Origin of the sequence: Glutamicibacter uratoxydans (assembly GCF_006539925.1) — a bacterium.
GTDB classification, from domain to species: domain Bacteria; phylum Actinomycetota; class Actinomycetes; order Actinomycetales; family Micrococcaceae; genus Glutamicibacter; species Glutamicibacter uratoxydans.
The window spans coordinates 60,068-76,359 of sequence record NZ_BJNY01000009.1 but is presented as its reverse complement, the minus strand read 5'-3'; the positions used below and the strand labels follow the sequence as shown (position 1 = coordinate 76,359).

Below are 16,292 nucleotides of genomic sequence, written 5' to 3'. Positions count from 1 at the left end.
AGCTAGCTTGAGCGCCTAGCTCGGCCTGGAGCAACATTTGATCTTGCACAGGGGCACTGGATGGCTCTTGTTTCTGCTGCGGTAAGTGTGGAACAGAAATTTGGTCAGCAGTATTTTTTGATGACCTCATCAGCGATTTTGGGAGCGTCTAATTCCAATTTCACGTCACAGTCGAGAAGTCCCGATTCATCTAGGCCCCACGTCGAGTATGTGAACTTGTACTCGGTTTCGGGACCGTTCAGACAGCTGACGCTGAATTCATAGGTCGCCGGGGTCGAAGCAAAATAGCTCAGATAATTAATCGACTGCTTGCCGCTTTCAATCGTGAGAGTGCTTGAGTCAGGGACTCTATGCTCGCTCTCGTCGAGACTCTGAGGTGAAACTTCGTTCACCGCACGCATGACTTCTTTCATATTGTCCCAGTTGGGGGACGGGCTCCACCGCAGCGAAGAATTAGCTTCTTGCGCGAAAATAATGTCGAAATTATGGGGGTCTTGGAACCTGTCGACTCTGAGAATCTTCGGAGATTCCGTGGCGCTGTTCTTGAGTGCCGCACGAGGCTGGTCGCAGGACGCGGAAGCTTGCTGGGACTGAGGATCTTGCTTCAACTTCGGTGCGGGATTATCTCCGATCCCGGAATTCGTGCAGGAAACAAGCCCGGCGGCAAGGGCGACCCCAACGGTTGCCAGAATAGTTTTCTTCACCAGGATGCTCCTTGAATAATGAATTACACGCGGTCGCCAAGATCGTGGGATTCTCAATGCGAAAATCGGCTGTGACTTGATGAAACCATATATTCAGTTGGGAGCTCTGGCGAAACTTTCGCCCGATTGTCATCCATTCTTTGTATGGCGAAATAAGGAATAGCCGAAGGCAAGAAGTGCTTCAGCCTGTATGGATGAGATTGGGCGGGTGTCGCCGCTCCCGAGAAGCTAGCTGCGCTTGCCGTGTCCCTGCTGCCCGGTGCGCTGATTGAGCAGATGCTCCCAGATCGGGTCTAGGACAGCCAGCCCGTCCTTGACTCCGCCGGTGGACCCGGGGAGGGTTGCGAGCAAAGTGTTTCCGGCAAAGCCGGCCACCCCGCGGGTAATGATCGACATTGCGGTCGCTGCCTCGCCGCGTCGGCGGATCGCCTCGATGATGCCAGGCAGCTCAACCTCCAACAGCGGCTGGATCATTTCCGGGGTTTGGTCATCGGGGGAGACTCCTGTGCCCCCCGTGCTCAAGATGAGGTCGGCCCCTGCGGCTAGGGCAGCCTCGACGGCTCGGCGCACCGGCTGCCCGTCGGCCACGACCACCGGACCGGTCACGGTAAAACCGCGCTCGGCCAGCCACGCGGCAATCCGCGGACCGGTGGTGTCCTGTGCCGTTCCAGCGGCTGCGCTGGTGGAAGCGACGATGACGCAGGCGCTCCTACTGGCCACGTTCCCAATCCCCGCTTTTGCCGCCTGACTTCGCCAGTACCTGGATATCGGTGACGGTAGCGCTCTTGTCTACGGCCTTGACCATGTCGTAGAGGGTCAGCGCGGCAACGCTGGCCGCGGTCAGGGCTTCCATCTCTACACCTGTCACTCCTTTGGTCGTGACCTGGGCGGTGACGATGACCGAGGATTGTTGGGCAGTGAAGTCCACCGACACTTTTGAAATCGGCAGAGGGTGGCACAGCGGAACCAGTTCCCAGGTGCGCTTGGCGGCCATGATGCCGGCAATGCGCGCGGTGCCCAGTGCTTCGCCCTTGGGCAGATTGCCGGTCATGAGCATTGGCACAACATCTTCACGGGTGTTGAATACCGCCTGTGCTGTGGCAACTCGCTTGGTCACCGCCTTGTCGCTGACGTCGACCATGTGGGCGCTGCCGTCTTCACGCAGGTGGGTGAGCTTCTCAGACATGCATTCTCCAAAATTCGATCATTGATCCGGCGGCAAGTTCTTCCGTGCCCACCGGAATGTGGACCAGGGCATCGGCCCGGGCCAAGTCATGCACCATATGCGAACCGGGATCCAGAACGTGGATTTTTCCGTCCTGCAGCATGGCACGGCGCACCTGATGCTTGTTTGCCGGTGAAGCTACGCTCTGGGCAAGTTCTGCACGCTCGGGCAGGGGCTCCGGCATTCCAGCTACTGCACGCAGCACCGGCGCAAGGAACAATTCAAGGGACAGGAACGAGCTGACCGGATTTCCGGGGAAGCAGAGCACCGGGGTGGATCCGATGGAGCCGAGGCCCTGGGGGCCTCCGGGCTGCATTGCCACCGAATGGAAGTCTGCGCCCATCGGAGCCAAGGTGTCCTTGACTACTTCGTAGGCGCCGGCGCTGATCCCGCCCACGGTGATGATCAGGTCAAAATCTGCAGCAGTCTTCAGCAGCGCATCATGCAAGGCGGAAACATCGTCGGGGAAGCGTTCGGTGTCTACCAGCGCCCCATATCCGCGCAGCACGGCTGCGAGCATGGGGGAATTGGCATCGGGTATCTGCCCGGCGCCCAAGCCCGAGCGCTCCGAATCTCCCAGCTCATTGCCCGTGGTGCACACCAGCACCCGCGGCTGGGACACTACAGGAACGTCGGTGATGCCGCTGGCTGCCATCGCACCGATCATCGTCGGGGTCAGGCGAGTGCCCGCGGCTGCCACCAACGCCCCGGCGGCGAGGTCTTGGCCTGCAGGGCGGATGAAGCGTCCTACTGGTCCTGGCGCGGTAAACGTTGCCTTGCCGGACGGTGTTCCTTCGCCGGCGCGGACCAGGGTGCCGAAGGCGCCCTCGACGCTGTGCTCCACCGGAATCACCGTATCGGCGCCGAGCGGAATCATGGCCCCGGTCATCACCGGGCTGACGGTGCCGGGTTCAAGGGTGATCTGCGGGTCGCCAGCGGCGGCGGTCAGCCCCAGGGGCAGGCTCACCGGATGCTGTTCGCTGGCCTGGGCCAGGTCTGCCGAGCGCGCGGCATAGCCGTCCATCTGGGAATTGGTGAACGCGGGAATGGGCAGCGCGGCAGAAAGATCCGCTGCGGTGATCCTGCCTAGCAGCTGTGCGGAAGCCACCGGCAGCACCTGTGCAGGCAGCGACGCGAACTTCTCCGCCAGCAGGCCGCTGACCTCGCGGCGGTGGTTTTCCAGGGTGCAGGCCACGTGCTTATCCTCCGGCGAAAGGCGGCAGGACGTCGACGGTCAGCGAGTCGTCGCTGCCCAGGGCTCCGTCGTCTTTGCGGACGACGCCGTTGATCAGGAAGCTTCCGGCGCGTAATACTGCCGCCATGTCTGGGCCATAGGCATCGGCCAGTGAAGTACGCAGCTGGGCCAGCGTTTCGGGGCGCGGCCAGGATTCCTCTTCGGTTCCTGCTGCGGCCGCCGCGGCAGCGAAGTAGCGTAGTGTAATCTGCGACATGGCTTCATGCTATCGCCTTCGAAGGCTTGACGCGTAGGATTCAGACTATGAGTGAACGCGTTTTCGAGCCGCTGGTTGCGCCGGCGGAGGCGCTCAGCGACCAGCAGCTGGCCAGGGCCCAGCGCCAGCTTGCGCTGCCCGGATTCGGGCTTGAGTCGCAGCGCCGCTTGGCCGCCGCGCGGGTGCTGGTTCTCGGCGCCGGCGGACTGGGCAGTGCCAGCATTCCCTACCTTGTAGGCTCCGGGGTCGGCACGATCGGCATCATCGACGACGACGTGGTGGAATTGTCCAACCTGCACCGCCAGGTCACCCACACCACCGAACGCATCGGCATGGCAAAGACCGCGTCTCTCGCGGCCGCCGCGCGGGCTCTGGATCCCGGCGTGAACATCATCGAGCACACCCTGCGCGTGGATTCGAGCAATGCACTTCAGATCTTCAGCCAGTACGATCTGGTGATCGACGGCAGCGACAACTTCCCCACCCGCTACCTGAGCAACGACGCGGCCCAGCTGACCGGCATTCCGCTGATCTGGGGCTCCATCTTGCAACACCATGGCCAGGTATCGGTGGCATGGCATGAACACGGCCCTGGCTACCGCGACCTGTTCCCTGTGCCCCCGGCTCCGGGCACCATCCCGGACTGCGCCGCCGGAGGTGTGCTTCCGGGGTTGTGCGGCACCATTGGCTCGCTGCTTGCCACCGAGGCGATGAAGCTGATCACCGGCATCGGCACCCCGCTGGTGGGCAAGGTCCTGGTCTATGACGCGCTGGCCGCCAGCACCCGCACACTCGAATTCTCCCGCGACCCCAGTGCCGAGCCGATTACCGAATTGATCGATTACGAGTTGTTCTGCGCCGGTTCTCTCCCGGAACCGGAACAGCTGGTCCCCGAAGACCTCGTGGCCGCCCTGCGCTCGGATGATCCTCCGGTGCTTTTGGACGTGCGCAACCAGGACGAACGAGATGAACTGAGCATCCCGGGCTCCATCTTCCTGCCGCTGCCGCAACTGGAGGCCGCCATCGATGCAGGCCAAGACCTGCCGCAGCTGCCGCAAACCCTGACGATCTACTGCGCCAAGGGTCCGCGGGCCATCCGCGCCGCACAGCTCTTGGCCCGCCGCGGCGTCAAAACCACCTATGTGCCCGGGGGAGTGCCCGCTGTTGCGGCGCTTGCCCCTGAACTGACCATCTCGAAAAGAGGAATGAATTGAGCTACGCACTGATCACCGACCAGCCGATCGATGAGGAGGCGGTCCGCGCCGCCGTGCAGAGCGACACCGCTGGCGCGGTAGTGATGTTCCACGGGATCATCCGCAATCACGATGGCGGACAGTCGGTGGATGCCCTCGACTATTCGCACCATCCCGAGGCGCAGAAGTTCCTGGAGAACATCATTGCGGAGGAAGAAGCCCGCACCGGGCTTAAGCTTTCGGCCGTCCACCGCGTCGGCCCGCTGGCGATCGGCGATGCCGCATTGGTAGCCGCCAGCGCTGCGGCGCACCGCAAGGAAGCTTTCGACGCGATTGAGAACCTGGTTGAGCGCATCAAAGCCGAGGTGCCGATCTGGAAGCGCCAGCACTTCACCTCTGGCAGCTCCGAATGGGTGGGGCTCTAGTAACGTCGGGGTTGTCCGTGCATGTCTGCAAAAAGAATGTGATGATTAAACCCTTTGATCGTTGGCTATAGTCACATCATCGAGAACACGGCCAATCTCAAAAGATGACAATTCTTTGAATCGAATCGAAATGATCCGGTCGCACTATCTTATAATGAGGCCGTTTATTGGTTTTAATATCGCAAAGAGCATTGTCGCTATTCAACCGCGAAGATTTAAATTGTCTGAAGAAGGACAATTTGCACATAGGCCGATCGTTCGAACCTTCGCATCAGAATGTGACGCGTGTTTCCAAGACTTCTATGATTTTATTTCCAGTAATCTGATCGGAAAATTGATTCCAATTAAGCATGCGTTTGGAGCACATTCGCCCGAGGCGGTGATTTTCATCGACAGGGCCTAAGTCGTGGACAGAATATATAGTGGGCAAATCTATACCGATTTATTAGCGTTTGCGTTTTTGACGCTTCTTGCGTTTCTTATTCTTAGGAGCAATAGAATTTAGTGCCTGCATTTGATTTGCACTAAGGAGTCTTCGTTCGATGATCTCACGGTCCAGCTCAGGGGCATCCACGTTTAGTGAGTTGTCATATTCGCTCCAGACTATATGGCCGCTGACATTGATGATAATTGCTAGGGAACGGCCGAGGTGAAGCTGGTGCTTTTTGAGCTGCGCATACTTCCTTATATCGATTTTGACTTTCTCCATGCTTTCACCAATAGGAAGAGTTCCAAGAAACAAGCCAAAATTTCCGCTTAAATCGGGAAAATTCATGAATGAAGTGTGAAAGCAGCCATCTTTCAGAGTGGAATGCATTAGTTGGATCATATAATCACTGATAGTGAGCTCAGCCTCGTGCGCAAGGCCAGCGAGATCAGCACCCGTTCTGAGCCACCCACGTTCTTTCGAGTCTTCCAGATGCTGAATTAGCATGGCTACGTGCCTTTGATGATCGCGTCTGGGACGATCAGCTTCAATAGATGTCTGACCTTCGATAAAGTACATCCATGCGTCGAGGGCATCTGTATGCGTCGATACTTGAGTCGGGACATTGCTGTTCTTGAATTCATCTCTTTGTGCTTGTCTCGGCCGCGGGATCGTTGGGTTCTTCTTGCGTACTTCAAAAGGATCGGGCACAAAATATAGTCCGCCACCCATGAACCACATGACTAGATCTAGTTCATCGCCAGCAAGTAAAAGTCGAGAGGCCGCTGGGTCAGTGCGACGCCGTAGATAGGTCAGGAAATCGGAGGGACTATCCATGAAAGTAGCGATCGTGAAGAGATCATGAATTGACACGAGCCACGGGATTGACTGGGACGTAATGATATTGGCTCTAACTAAAGCGTCTGTTGCAATTGCTAACGGTCCCCAATCGTCAAGGCATACAATTATGGTATGGATTTCACGAATTCCGGATAAATCAATCCAACAGTTGGCCGGTGTCCATAGACCCTGATGTTTCAATATAAGATCTTCTAGACGTTCTGCCTGACTGGCAGCTTCGCCGATTGTCTTTCGAAGATCAGCTTCAACTCGTTGAACATTACCTGCACGAGCTTTTTCTGTGATTGATCCAGCCTTCACCTCAACACAAATAGCGATGTCATCGATAATAAATAGAGCATCGGCTTCCGTATCTTTAGTGTTTGTTCGTGAATTGGTCGAATTTTTTGAAAGATCGTAAGGCAGGGAATCTGACTCAGGAAATCTGTACTCCAAAGACTCGTAGGTTGGATTGTTTATACCAAGTAATTTAGAGAGTAACTGACCAGCAGTTTTTTCAGTCCAAGAGTCACGATGTTTTCTGTATCGGTTCCAAGGCTTATTTGATGTTTTCAACCGTGATTCAATAAGAGGGCGGATAAAGTCGTGCGGGAGCGGATCGCCAATCGGCAAGTAGCGATCCTGCCGACGCAGCATGCCTTTTCCTGCCAGTAAATTTTCCCCTTGAACAAATTTTTGGCAAGCTTCAACCGCGCGCAAGCCAGTTGTTTCGATAGAAAACGATTCCAGTATTGACGTGATGACAGAGGTGGATAAATTGGTATGAGAAAGTATCTCATCAATACTGAATGAAATTCCTTGTCCGGGTTCCAGTAGAAGCTTGCCTACAACTTCTCTTGCTTCTGTTATTTGCGCGTCAGATAAAGGTTCTCCCGTAGAAGATATTTGTATAAATTCACCAATACGTTCTTCTAGGAGTGTTTGAGTTTCAATACGCTCCTTCTGGATCGCCTCCCAAAGCTGCGAAATATCTGATGGCGTATAGCCCACGTTGGATCGGACCAGTTGCTCAATTGCTTCTGATGAGAAAATTTCATCAAGAACTTTCCGTGAAATTGAAAGATAGTTCCGTCCTCGTACGGACACTTCAAAAGTCCGGAGAAGTCCTGTTAATTCGGCTGCTTGACCAAGATGATTATCGTTTACAGAGGCTATGGCAACCCACTGCGCGGTTGTCACAATTCGTGTTGCGGCATCGATGATGGTTGGTATCGATGGACCTGCATCGATCTGTTCCTGCGGTAAATTGATTTCCTTCGGATCGATTGAAATACCTATTAAGGCTACAACTTCAACTATAGCGGGAAGGGTTGTATTGATGCTTTCCTTGTGTTCCCCTAGATCTGCTGGTGCTATCATTCTCCGCAGGACTTCGATAACATCCCATAAATCAACGCCTGTGTCTAACTCCCGCTGAATTGCATGAACACTCTGTTCAATAATTTGAGGTACTTGTAAACGTAAATCATTCCATGAATCGGTCGGAATCATACCTTCTGCGATATTGTTGTAATTTGTCTGAAATGCGTTGAAGGCTTCATCGCTGTTCTGCACAACTCGAAGTGTAGGTCGATTAAATTTTGTCATTATTTTTTCCCTGCAGTCGTTTTAGGTTGACTAATCTTAAATACGATAAGTTTAGCCGGTTATATCAAAAATCTCTGATTCTCAAGGTATTTTTGTGTCTGAGTCTCGGGGATCGTCATGGCAGTTCAATTTTGGTGAACTATGCTGGGTCTAGGTTAGGTGATTTGAATCGCCGAAACTATGGTTGAAACCGGGGTAGGTCCATCTGCCACGGATGGTGGCTGGGCAATATGAGCCCGCATTTTGTTTGCTATTACAGCTAGAACAGGAATCGCTTTAGTTTTTGGAGCTTGGAGATAAGTTCGAAGACCAAGCCGTGACTAGATTTCGCAATTCAGAAGGATGCGTGTCGCTGACTTTTGCTTCGCACAGTGCAAGTGCAAACGCCGCCCATCGCAGGTCGTCAGAGGTTCCATATACCGTGCAGGTTTCGCCGTCATTCGCCTGTACCTTGAACCAGCGTCCCACCGCCGCATCAACCTGCTGCGCTGGGGCGTGCACGAGCGCGCTGAATTCATAGGTTCGTTCACCCTGCAGGCCTGCGCGGACAAATGCCGCTGCGTCATTGCCGGGAATGCTCCGGGCTGCAAAGCGCAGGCCTCGCGCGGAGGCGTTCGCTGCGCGGTCGACGCGGAAGCTGCGCCAGTCCTGCCGGTCCAGGTCATAGGCCACCAGATAGTAGCGCTGCCCTACACGCACCAGCTTGGCCGGTTCCACCCGCCTGCTGGTTTCATTGCCGCGGGCGTCAACATAGTCGAAGGCAACGCGTTCTAAGTCCCTGCACCCCTGGGCAAAAACAACTAGGACCTGCGGATCGACCAGCTGCTCAGAAGTTCTTTCTGGCCCCAGGCCGACCGTTGAGCTTGCCAGCGCCTGGGCCTGCTTGCGCAGGTTCCCCGGTAGCACCGGAATAACCTTTGACAGCGCCCGCAGGCTGGCCTCCGCCAGAACGCTGTCCGACTGGTTGACTGCAGACTGCAGCCCGACCACCAAAGCCACTGCCTCCTGGTCATCGAGCACCAGCGGAGGCAGTGCGGCGCCTGCGGCAAGCTGGTAGCCGCCTCCCACCCCGCGCTCGGCCTGGACTGGATAGCCCAAGTCCCGCAGGCGGTCCCCATCGCGGCGCAGGGTGCGCAGCGAGATGTCCAAGCGCTGCGCCAGCTCCTCTCCGGCCCAATACCGGTGGGTCTGCAGAAGCGACAATAACCGTATGAATCGTTGGCTCGTGCTCATGAGAATATTCTTCTCCGATTTAGGACAAAAACTGTCACCTATGAACTTTACTCTTGTTCCATCAGCTCAACAGAGGAGAGAACGATGAGCACCACGATGGCACCAACCACCACCGAACTGACCGGCGAACGCTTCGACCTGTTCCAGGCATTGACCAACGCCCGCCACTTCCTGCGCTTCACCGTCCGGGACCTGAACGACGACCAGGGCCGCATCCGCACCACCGACAGCGAACTGACCCTTGGCGGCCTGATCAAGCATGTGTCCGAGGTTGAGAAGCAGTGGCAGGACTTCATCATCCAGGGCCGCAGCGCCATGTCCTGGGACGGCGTCGACTTCTTCAACATGCCACCTGAAGCACTTGAGGCCTTCGCCAACGCTTTCCGTATGGGACCAGAAGAAACCCTCGAAGGCCTGCTTGCTGAGTATGAGCGCATCGCAGCCCTCACGGATTCCATGCTGGCCGAGATCGATCTTGATGAACGCCACGACCTGCCGAAGGCGCCATGGTTCGTCGACACCGAATGGAGCAACCGCCGCACCCTGCTTCACATCATTGCCGAAACCACCCAGCACGCGGGCCACGCAGACATCATCCGTGAATCGCTGGATGGCGCCAAGTCCATGGGCTAAGTCATGTTCTTCACGCCGGGCGGGGATTAGGTGATAATTCAAAGTCACTGCCTCGTCCGGCTGGCGTGCGATTAGATGTGGGGTTTCAATGTCGACCAGGAACGAATCGGCTTCCGGCCTGATCTGGAACGTCCAAAAGGAGACGCTGCCACTTGGCGACGGCCTCAAGGAGAAAGTGCTCCATGTCCGCATCCGGCGCGTCCCGGAGAACGGCAGCTTCATCGATGAAATCAGGGCCGCACACCCGGACGTTGGAGCGCTGAGCCTGGATCTCAACGAGTACGACGACTGCACGCTTGCCACAGCTGACTTGGCAGGCCTAGAAACATTGACCAATTTGAAACTTCTTTTCGCGCACCTTCAAGGGAAGCTCTTTGCGTCCCGCCCGATAGATGCCTCATTGCTCGATCTGAGACGGCTAATCGTCGGCTATTACCCAAAAGTGAGCGACGTTTTGGTCAGCGCTCCAAAACTCAATGATCTGTTCATTGAAAGTTCGCCACTGGACACACTGCTCAACATTCGTGCCAACCTTGAGCAGCTGACCCTTTTCCGAACGAAAAAATGTATCTGTCCGAAAGCTTGGGACAAGGTTTCAGGGCTGGATGAGCTGAACATCGACCAAGCGGGAACCCTCCACGTCGACGCGCCTGCCGGAGGTTGGCCGCCACATGTCAGCATCCGTTGGGCAAGCTCGGTGAAGGGCCTCGTGCAGGCGTCGCAGATTCAGCCCTTCAACCTCCTATATTTGACCGGGGTGCGGCTATTCGATGTGGGGACTTCATTCTGGGATCTGAAAGCACGCAGCGTGATCCTCGGTTTCACGAACAAGCCTCCGAAGTGGCTGGTGGAACAATGGCCGCACCGTCCAGAGAATTGGGCGCAATGGTTCAAGGTTCCCTACCATCCAAGCCTGCCCGGCTCGGAAGAATGCTGGTTTGAGGACGATCAGGAATAAATGACGCGGTCAGCCGCCGATGTACGACATCTCGATGCGTTTGCGATTGCCTGGAGTCAGCGCCGCACGCAGCTCCGAGTAGTTGTCATCGCGCTTGCGCCAGTGCCCGGAAAGTACCTCGGCCAACTTCTCGTCGTCGGCTCCGTCGCGCATCAGGGCGCGCAGATCCAAACCGGATCCGGCGAAGAGGCAGGTGAACAACTGTCCTTCGGCAGAGACGCGGGCCCGCGAGCAGTTGCCGCAGAAGGCGTTGGTGACGCTGGAAATCACGCCGATCTCGCCGCCGCCGTCCTTGTACCGCCAGCGGTTGGCAGTTTCGCCGGGCTCAGTCTTGGTGACCGGTTCAAGTTCCCACTTCGCGTTGATCATGGAAACTACCTCGGTGGAAGGCAACACCTCGTCGAGCTTCCACCCGTTGGTCGTGCCCACATCCATGTACTCGATGAAGCGCAGGATCTGTCCGGTGCCGCGGAAATGCTCGGCAAGGGTCAGGATCTCGTCATCGTTGACGCCCTTCTTGACCACGGTGTTGATCTTGACCGGGCCAAGGCCCACTTCGCTGGCAACCTCGATGGCCTTCAGCACGCGGGACACCGGGAAGTTCACATCATTGATCGCCTTGAAGCGTTCGTCATCCAACGAATCGAGGGAGATCGTCACGCGCTTAAGACCGGCGTCTATCAAATCCTGGGCAAGGTGCGGCAGCGCCGAACCATTGGTGGTCATGGCCAGGTCAACTGGGCGCCCCTCGGGGGTTTTCAGTTGAGAAAGCATGCCTACGAGGTCAACGATGCCGCGGCGCAGCAGCGGCTCGCCGCCGGTAATGCGCAGCTTGTGCACGCCAAGGGATACGGAGACGCGCGCCAGGCGTTCAATCTCTTCAAAGGTCAGCAGCTCGGACCGCTCGCGGAACTGGAAGTCGCGCCCGAAGATTTCTTTGGGCATGCAGTACACACAGCGGAAGTTGCACCGGTCCGTGACCGAAATGCGCAGGTCGTGCAATGGCCTGCGTCGAGCATCGGTGATGGCTGACACATTTTGCGTGTTCATGCTTTAACAGTAACGCGTCATCCCAGAAAGTAATATATTAGCGGGTCATATCGGCAGTCCCAGCTAAACGCGCCTGTAGCATGGCAAGTGAAGCAACCCACTAGGAGATTCAATGCGCATTCGCCCTTCGCACCTTGTGCGGTCCTGCGCCGTTGTGGCTGCTGCTGCTCTGACACTTGCAGGCTGCGCTGGCACTGCCTCGGACACAGCTTCCACGGGGAAGTCCCAGCCGGCGGATACTATCACCATCTCCGCAGCTGCCTCGCTGCAGCGATCCTTTGACGAGATCGGCAAGAAGTTCCAGGCCGAACACCCGGAGACGAAAATCTCCACCATTTCCTATGACGGTTCTTCTACCTTGGCCACCCAGATCGTTGAAGGCGCCAAGGTGGACGTCTTCGCCTCCGCCGATGAGAAGAACATGGCTACCGTCACCGCGGCGGGGCTGGGAAAGAACCCGCAGGTCTTCGCCACCAATACCCTGGTGATCGCGGTGCCCGCCAACAATCCCGGCAATGTGAAGTCGCTGGCAGACCTGTCAAAGGCGACCACGGTGCTGTGCGCGCCAAAGGTTCCCTGCGGGGCCGCATCCACCACACTTTTGGACAACCAGGGCGTCAAGGTCACGCCTGCCAGCCAGGAGCAGAATGTCACGGCGGTGCTGCAGAAGGTCGCCGCCGGTGAAGCAGACGCCGGCCTGGTCTATGCCACCGACGTGATCGGCGAAGACAAGGTGAAATCCATCGTCCCCGAAGGGGCGGGCCAGGTAGTCAACTCCTATCCCATCACCGCTTTGACCGACAATCCAGGCGCCCAGGAATTTGTCGACTTCGTCCTCTCCGACGAAGGACAGAAGATCCTGAAAGACCACGGCTTCGGCGCCGCTTCGAGTTCTGCACATGGCTAGCGACACCGGCGTCCGCGCCCCAGGATTCACCATCGCCCCGGCAGTCCTGGGAATTGCGCTGCTGATCTTCCCGCTGATCGCCCTGGTGGCCCGCGCCAGCTGGGGCACCTTCTGGCAGGACGTCACCAGCAAGGAAGCACTGGATGCGCTGTGGCTTTCGCTGCGCACGGGAGCTGCCGCCTGCCTGGTCTGCGTGGTGCTCGGCGTGCCGCTGGCGGTGCTTATGGCGAGAAGCGGACCGCGCCTGGCCCAGCTGCTGCGGGTGCTCGTCGCGGTGCCGCTGGTGCTGCCGCCCATGGTCGGCGGCGTCGCGCTGCTCTTCCTCTTTGGGCGCACCAGCGCCGTAGGACAAGCGGTCGAGTCGCTGATCGGCTACACGCTGCCCTTCTCCACCACCGCGGTGGTCATTGCCCAGAGCTTCGTGGCGCTGCCCTTCTTGGTGCTCTCGGTCGAAGGGTCCCTGCGCTCCACCGGGCTCGGGTACGAGCAGGCCGCGGCGACCCTGGGCGCCGGACGCTGGACGGTGCTCACCCGCATCACCCTGCCTATGGCGGCCCCAGGGCTGGCAGCCGGAGTGATCCTGTGCTTTGCCCGCGCCATTGGAGAATTCGGGGCCACCGCGCTCTTCGCCGGCAATGCCCCGGGGATCACCCAGACCATGCCGCTGGCAATCTATACGGCATTCAACGGGGCGGGCGAAGGACGGGATGCAGCAGTTGCGCTGTCGCTGCTGCTGCTGGGCACCGCAGTGCTCATCCTCGTCTGCGTCCGCGCCTGGCGGCCGGGAGCGCTGAAATGAGTCTTGACGTCGAGCTGAGCGTGGCCCGCTCCGCCTTTGCCGTCCAGGCCAAGTTCACCGTGCCGGCAGGGCGGACCCTTGCCATTATGGGGCCCAGCGGCGCAGGCAAATCAACTATCGTGCAGGTCATCGCCGGCATCGAAAAGCTGGACGCGGGACGCATCGAACTGGACGGCGCACTGCTCGCCGCCGGCAGGCACCACCTGCCGCCGCACCGCCGCCAGGTGGGACTGCTGGGCCAGGAAGCGCACCTGTTCCCGCACCTAGACGCCGCCCGCAACATCGCCTTCGGCGCCCGCGCTGGCGGCATGAGCAAGCAGGACGCCCAACAGGCAGCCAGCCGCTGGCTTGAACGGCTGGGCCTGGGCGAGGTGGCGAACCACAAGCCTGCGGCCCTCTCCGGGGGCCAGCGCCAGCGCATCGCCCTGGCCCGGGCACTGGCGGCCAAGCCGAAGTTCCTGCTCATCGACGAACCCTTCGCCTCGCTGGACGTGGAAGCGGCAGTGGACATGCGCCAGCTGGTGCGCGAGGAACTTGAACGCAGCGGCACCGGAGCCATCGTCGTCTCGCACAGCGCGGCAGACACCCAGGCGCTCGCCGACGACCTGATGGTCATCGAGCGCGGCAAGGTCATCGCCTATGGCGAAGTGGAACAGGTGTTTGCGCAGCCGGCCAGCCGATTCGTGCGCGCGGTGGTAGCCACTCTTCCCGCGCAGCATCCCACCAGCATCAAGGAGGCCATTGATGGCAGCTAGCATCTTGCGCAGCTACGAAGAACAGCGCGATTGGATCCTTTCGGCGATCACGGCATTCGAGCCCGAGGCCCATGACCTGGCCGGCGGCTTCGCCCACCTGCACGGGCTCTATCTTGCCCAAGACGTCCATACCGCGCATCCGCTGCCGCTGTGGGCCAACTCCGCCATGGACGGCTACGCGGTGCGCTCCTTAGATACCCTCGGCGCCCCGGTAGAGCTTGAGGTGGTGGGCGTCGTGCCAGCCGGATCTTCGGAAGATCCGCGGCTGCTGCCGGGCCAGACGGTGCGCATCATGACCGGCGCCCCACTGCCCACCGACGCGGATGCTGTAGTGAAGGTCGAAGACACCAATGGCTTTGACGCGCACCGGGCGAGGATCAACGTTGAAATTTCTGCGGGGAAAAATGTGCGGATGCGCGGCGAAGACCGCGATGCAGGGGCCCTGGTGGCCCGTGCCGGCGAACAGCTGACCGCCGCCCGGCTCTCTGCGGCCGCCGCCGCGGGAGCAGTGAGACTGAGCGTGCGCCGCAGCCCCAAGGTGGCGGTGCTGGTTACCGGGGCCGAGCTGAAGGCTCCCGGCCAGGACCTTGGCCGCGGGCAGATTCCCGAATCCAACTCGCTGCTGATTTCAGGGCTGCTGGTCGAATCCGGCATCACTGCTGCCACGGTGAAGCACTGCGTGGACGAGCCCGAGACGGTGCGCCAAGTGCTTGCAGAGCTGGCGTCGACCCATGACGCGGTGATCAGCACCGGCGGGGTGGGCCCCGGCGAATACGACGTGATGCGCCAGGTGCTGGCCGATGAGCCCGGGGTGCAGTCGGTGCGCGTGCGCCTGCGCCCCGGCGCCCCGCAGTGCGCCGGCCGGATGCAGGCCGGAGCGATGATCTTCGCACTGCCGGGCAACCCGGTCAGCGCGGCAGTGGGCTTCGAGCTCTTCGCCCGACCCGCACTGCGCGCCATGCAGGGCGCCGCCGAGCTGGCGCGCCCGGCGCTGCGCAGCCAAGCGGTGCTCGGCTGGAAGTCCCCGGCAGACAGGCTGCAGGTGTTGCCGGTGGTCTTCGACGAGAATTTCGGCTGTGCTCCGGCGGTGAAGGCCTCTCAGATCTCCCACTCGGTGGGCGGCTTCGGCTCTGCCCAGGGCTATGCGCTGATTCCCCAGGGAATAGAGCGCGTGGAACCCGGGGACAGCGTCGAAGTCATCAGGCTGCAGCCATGAGCACCGTAGAATTCGACGCCATCGTCCTGGCCGGAGGACGCGCCACCCGGCTGGGCGGCATCGACAAGTCGGCGCTGCTGCTCTCCGGGCAGCGGCTGGTGGACCGGGTAGTGGCCGCCGCCCGCGGCGCCGGAGCGCGGCGCGTGGTGGTGGTGGGCCCCGACAGCTCGGGCACGCTGGCAGATGAGGTGGTGCGGGAAGAGCCCGAGTTCGCCGGCCCGTTGGCGGCTATTGCCGCCGGACTCGGCGAGGTGCGCAGTGGCTGGACCATGGTCCTGGCCTGCGATCTGCAGCATCCGGTCCAGCTGGCCTCCGCCGTGGCTTCCGGCTTCACTCAGGAGGCGCTCGCCGGCGACGGGGTGGTCCTTCAGGATGCTGACGGAAGGACCCAGTGGCTGGCGGGAATCTACAGTAGCCAGCGGCTGCGTCAGCTGTGCACCTCGCTGGGGGCGGACATCATCAACGCCCCGGTGCGCAGGGTGCTGGGAGAGCTGAAACTTGAACGGCTGCCGGTGGACAATGAAACCAGCAGCGATATCGATACCCCGCAGGCGCTGGCCAGCGCCCGGCTGAGTGAAAGGAAGAACATGGGACAGTATCTGCCACCGGAGGCATTGGAAGCCTGGCTTGAAGCGGCCAGCGAAACCTTGGAGCTGGACCCGGAACAGGTGGACATCAAGGTCGTGCTGGATGTCGCCAAGCATGTGGCCCACGAGGTGGCCCGTCCAGCCGCCCCGCTGAGCACCTTCCTGCTGGGCCTGGCAGTGGGCAGCGGCAACGGCGAGCTGGCCGAACAAGCAGCCGTGCTGATCGAGCGCGCCCACCGGTGGGCCGACGAGCACCCCGAGGAGGCGTAGCAGCTACGCCT

General features: G+C 59.5%; 17 protein-coding genes. 9 read left to right on the top strand and 8 right to left on the bottom strand.

Annotation, left to right across the window (positions count from 1 at the left end; translation table 11 throughout):
- Nucleotides 1–104: 104 nt before the first annotated feature.
- The 5 genes from AUR04nite_RS08965 to AUR04nite_RS08945 all read right to left on the bottom strand — a co-directional run bounded on the left by AUR04nite_RS08965 (nt 105) and on the right by AUR04nite_RS08945 (nt 3,380).
- Complete coding sequence (locus AUR04nite_RS08965) at nt 105–704, bottom strand: hypothetical protein (RefSeq protein WP_141364126.1); 600 nt, start codon at nt 702–704, stop codon at nt 105–107.
- A gap of 228 nt (nt 705–932) precedes the next feature.
- A complete protein-coding gene (locus AUR04nite_RS08960) occupies nt 933–1,424 on the bottom strand; it encodes a MogA/MoaB family molybdenum cofactor biosynthesis protein (protein WP_141364124.1) in 492 nt (163 codons plus the stop codon).
- Nucleotides 1,414–1,890 carry a cyclic pyranopterin monophosphate synthase MoaC gene (moaC, locus tag AUR04nite_RS08955; protein WP_141364122.1) on the bottom strand — a complete coding sequence of 159 codons (477 nt, stop codon included), beginning with the start codon at nt 1,888–1,890 and terminating at the stop codon, nt 1,414–1,416. Before moaC ends, AUR04nite_RS08960 begins: the two co-directional genes overlap by 11 nt.
- Nucleotides 1,883–3,124: a molybdopterin molybdotransferase MoeA gene (locus AUR04nite_RS08950; protein WP_141364120.1), complete on the bottom strand. Its 1,242-nt coding sequence runs from the start codon at nt 3,122–3,124 to the stop codon at nt 1,883–1,885. The genes moaC and AUR04nite_RS08950 overlap by 8 nt, the downstream gene beginning before the upstream one ends.
- Nucleotides 3,125–3,128: 4 nt before the next feature.
- Entirely contained in the window at nt 3,129–3,380 is a 252-nt protein-coding gene (locus AUR04nite_RS08945) for a MoaD/ThiS family protein (protein WP_141364118.1), read from the bottom strand.
- A gap of 47 nt (nt 3,381–3,427) precedes the next feature.
- Here AUR04nite_RS08945 and AUR04nite_RS08940 point away from each other — a divergent pair, with 47 nt between their 5' ends.
- On the top strand, nt 3,428–4,594 hold the full coding sequence (locus tag AUR04nite_RS08940) for a ThiF family adenylyltransferase (RefSeq protein WP_141364116.1): 1,167 nt from the start codon (nt 3,428–3,430) through the stop codon (nt 4,592–4,594).
- Complete coding sequence (locus tag AUR04nite_RS08935; protein ID WP_141364114.1) at nt 4,591–4,998, top strand: molybdenum cofactor biosynthesis protein MoaE; 408 nt, start codon at nt 4,591–4,593, stop codon at nt 4,996–4,998. Before AUR04nite_RS08940 ends, AUR04nite_RS08935 begins: the two co-directional genes overlap by 4 nt.
- A gap of 445 nt (nt 4,999–5,443) precedes the next feature.
- On the opposite strand, the gene AUR04nite_RS08930 is transcribed toward AUR04nite_RS08935, so the two are convergent.
- Together AUR04nite_RS08930 and AUR04nite_RS08925 are read right to left on the bottom strand one after the other, a co-directional pair.
- Nucleotides 5,444–7,840, bottom strand: coding sequence for a hypothetical protein (locus AUR04nite_RS08930; RefSeq protein WP_141364112.1), 2,397 nt, complete (start codon nt 7,838–7,840; stop codon nt 5,444–5,446).
- A gap of 309 nt (nt 7,841–8,149) precedes the next feature.
- Entirely contained in the window at nt 8,150–9,106 is a 957-nt protein-coding gene (locus tag AUR04nite_RS08925; protein ID WP_141364110.1) for a helix-turn-helix transcriptional regulator, read from the bottom strand.
- Nucleotides 9,107–9,190: 84 nt separating this feature from the next.
- Between AUR04nite_RS08925 and AUR04nite_RS08920 the strand changes: the two genes are divergently transcribed.
- Both AUR04nite_RS08920 and AUR04nite_RS08915 read left to right on the top strand, forming a co-directional pair.
- The gene (locus tag AUR04nite_RS08920; RefSeq protein ID WP_141364107.1) at nt 9,191–9,739 is read left to right on the top strand and encodes a DinB family protein; all 549 of its coding nucleotides are present in this window, start codon (nt 9,191–9,193) and stop codon (nt 9,737–9,739) included.
- 88 nt (nt 9,740–9,827) lie between these two features.
- Nucleotides 9,828–10,697 carry a hypothetical protein gene (locus AUR04nite_RS08915; RefSeq protein ID WP_141364105.1) on the top strand — a complete coding sequence of 290 codons (870 nt, stop codon included), beginning with the start codon at nt 9,828–9,830 and terminating at the stop codon, nt 10,695–10,697.
- Nucleotides 10,698–10,706: 9 nt separating this feature from the next.
- On the opposite strand, the gene moaA is transcribed toward AUR04nite_RS08915, so the two are convergent.
- Nucleotides 10,707–11,747, bottom strand: coding sequence for a GTP 3',8-cyclase MoaA (moaA, locus tag AUR04nite_RS08910; RefSeq protein WP_141364103.1), 1,041 nt, complete (start codon nt 11,745–11,747; stop codon nt 10,707–10,709).
- A 112-nt stretch (nt 11,748–11,859) separates the two neighbouring features.
- Here moaA and modA point away from each other — a divergent pair, with 112 nt between their 5' ends.
- From modA to AUR04nite_RS08885, 5 genes are read left to right on the top strand one after another with little or no spacing between them, the layout of a single operon-like run.
- Nucleotides 11,860–12,654, top strand: coding sequence for a molybdate ABC transporter substrate-binding protein (modA, locus tag AUR04nite_RS08905; protein WP_141364101.1), 795 nt, complete (start codon nt 11,860–11,862; stop codon nt 12,652–12,654).
- On the top strand, nt 12,647–13,453 hold the full coding sequence (locus AUR04nite_RS08900) for an ABC transporter permease (protein WP_141364099.1): 807 nt from the start codon (nt 12,647–12,649) through the stop codon (nt 13,451–13,453). Before modA ends, AUR04nite_RS08900 begins: the two co-directional genes overlap by 8 nt.
- Nucleotides 13,450–14,208, top strand: a complete 759-nt coding sequence (locus tag AUR04nite_RS08895; protein ID WP_141364097.1) for an ATP-binding cassette domain-containing protein — start codon at nt 13,450–13,452, stop codon at nt 14,206–14,208. Before AUR04nite_RS08900 ends, AUR04nite_RS08895 begins: the two co-directional genes overlap by 4 nt.
- Nucleotides 14,198–15,424, top strand: coding sequence for a molybdopterin molybdotransferase MoeA (locus tag AUR04nite_RS08890; protein WP_141364095.1), 1,227 nt, complete (start codon nt 14,198–14,200; stop codon nt 15,422–15,424). The genes AUR04nite_RS08895 and AUR04nite_RS08890 overlap by 11 nt, the downstream gene beginning before the upstream one ends.
- The gene (locus tag AUR04nite_RS08885) at nt 15,421–16,281 is read left to right on the top strand and encodes an NTP transferase domain-containing protein (RefSeq protein ID WP_141364093.1); all 861 of its coding nucleotides are present in this window, start codon (nt 15,421–15,423) and stop codon (nt 16,279–16,281) included. The genes AUR04nite_RS08890 and AUR04nite_RS08885 overlap by 4 nt, the downstream gene beginning before the upstream one ends.
- Nucleotides 16,282–16,292: the final 11 nt, after the last annotated feature.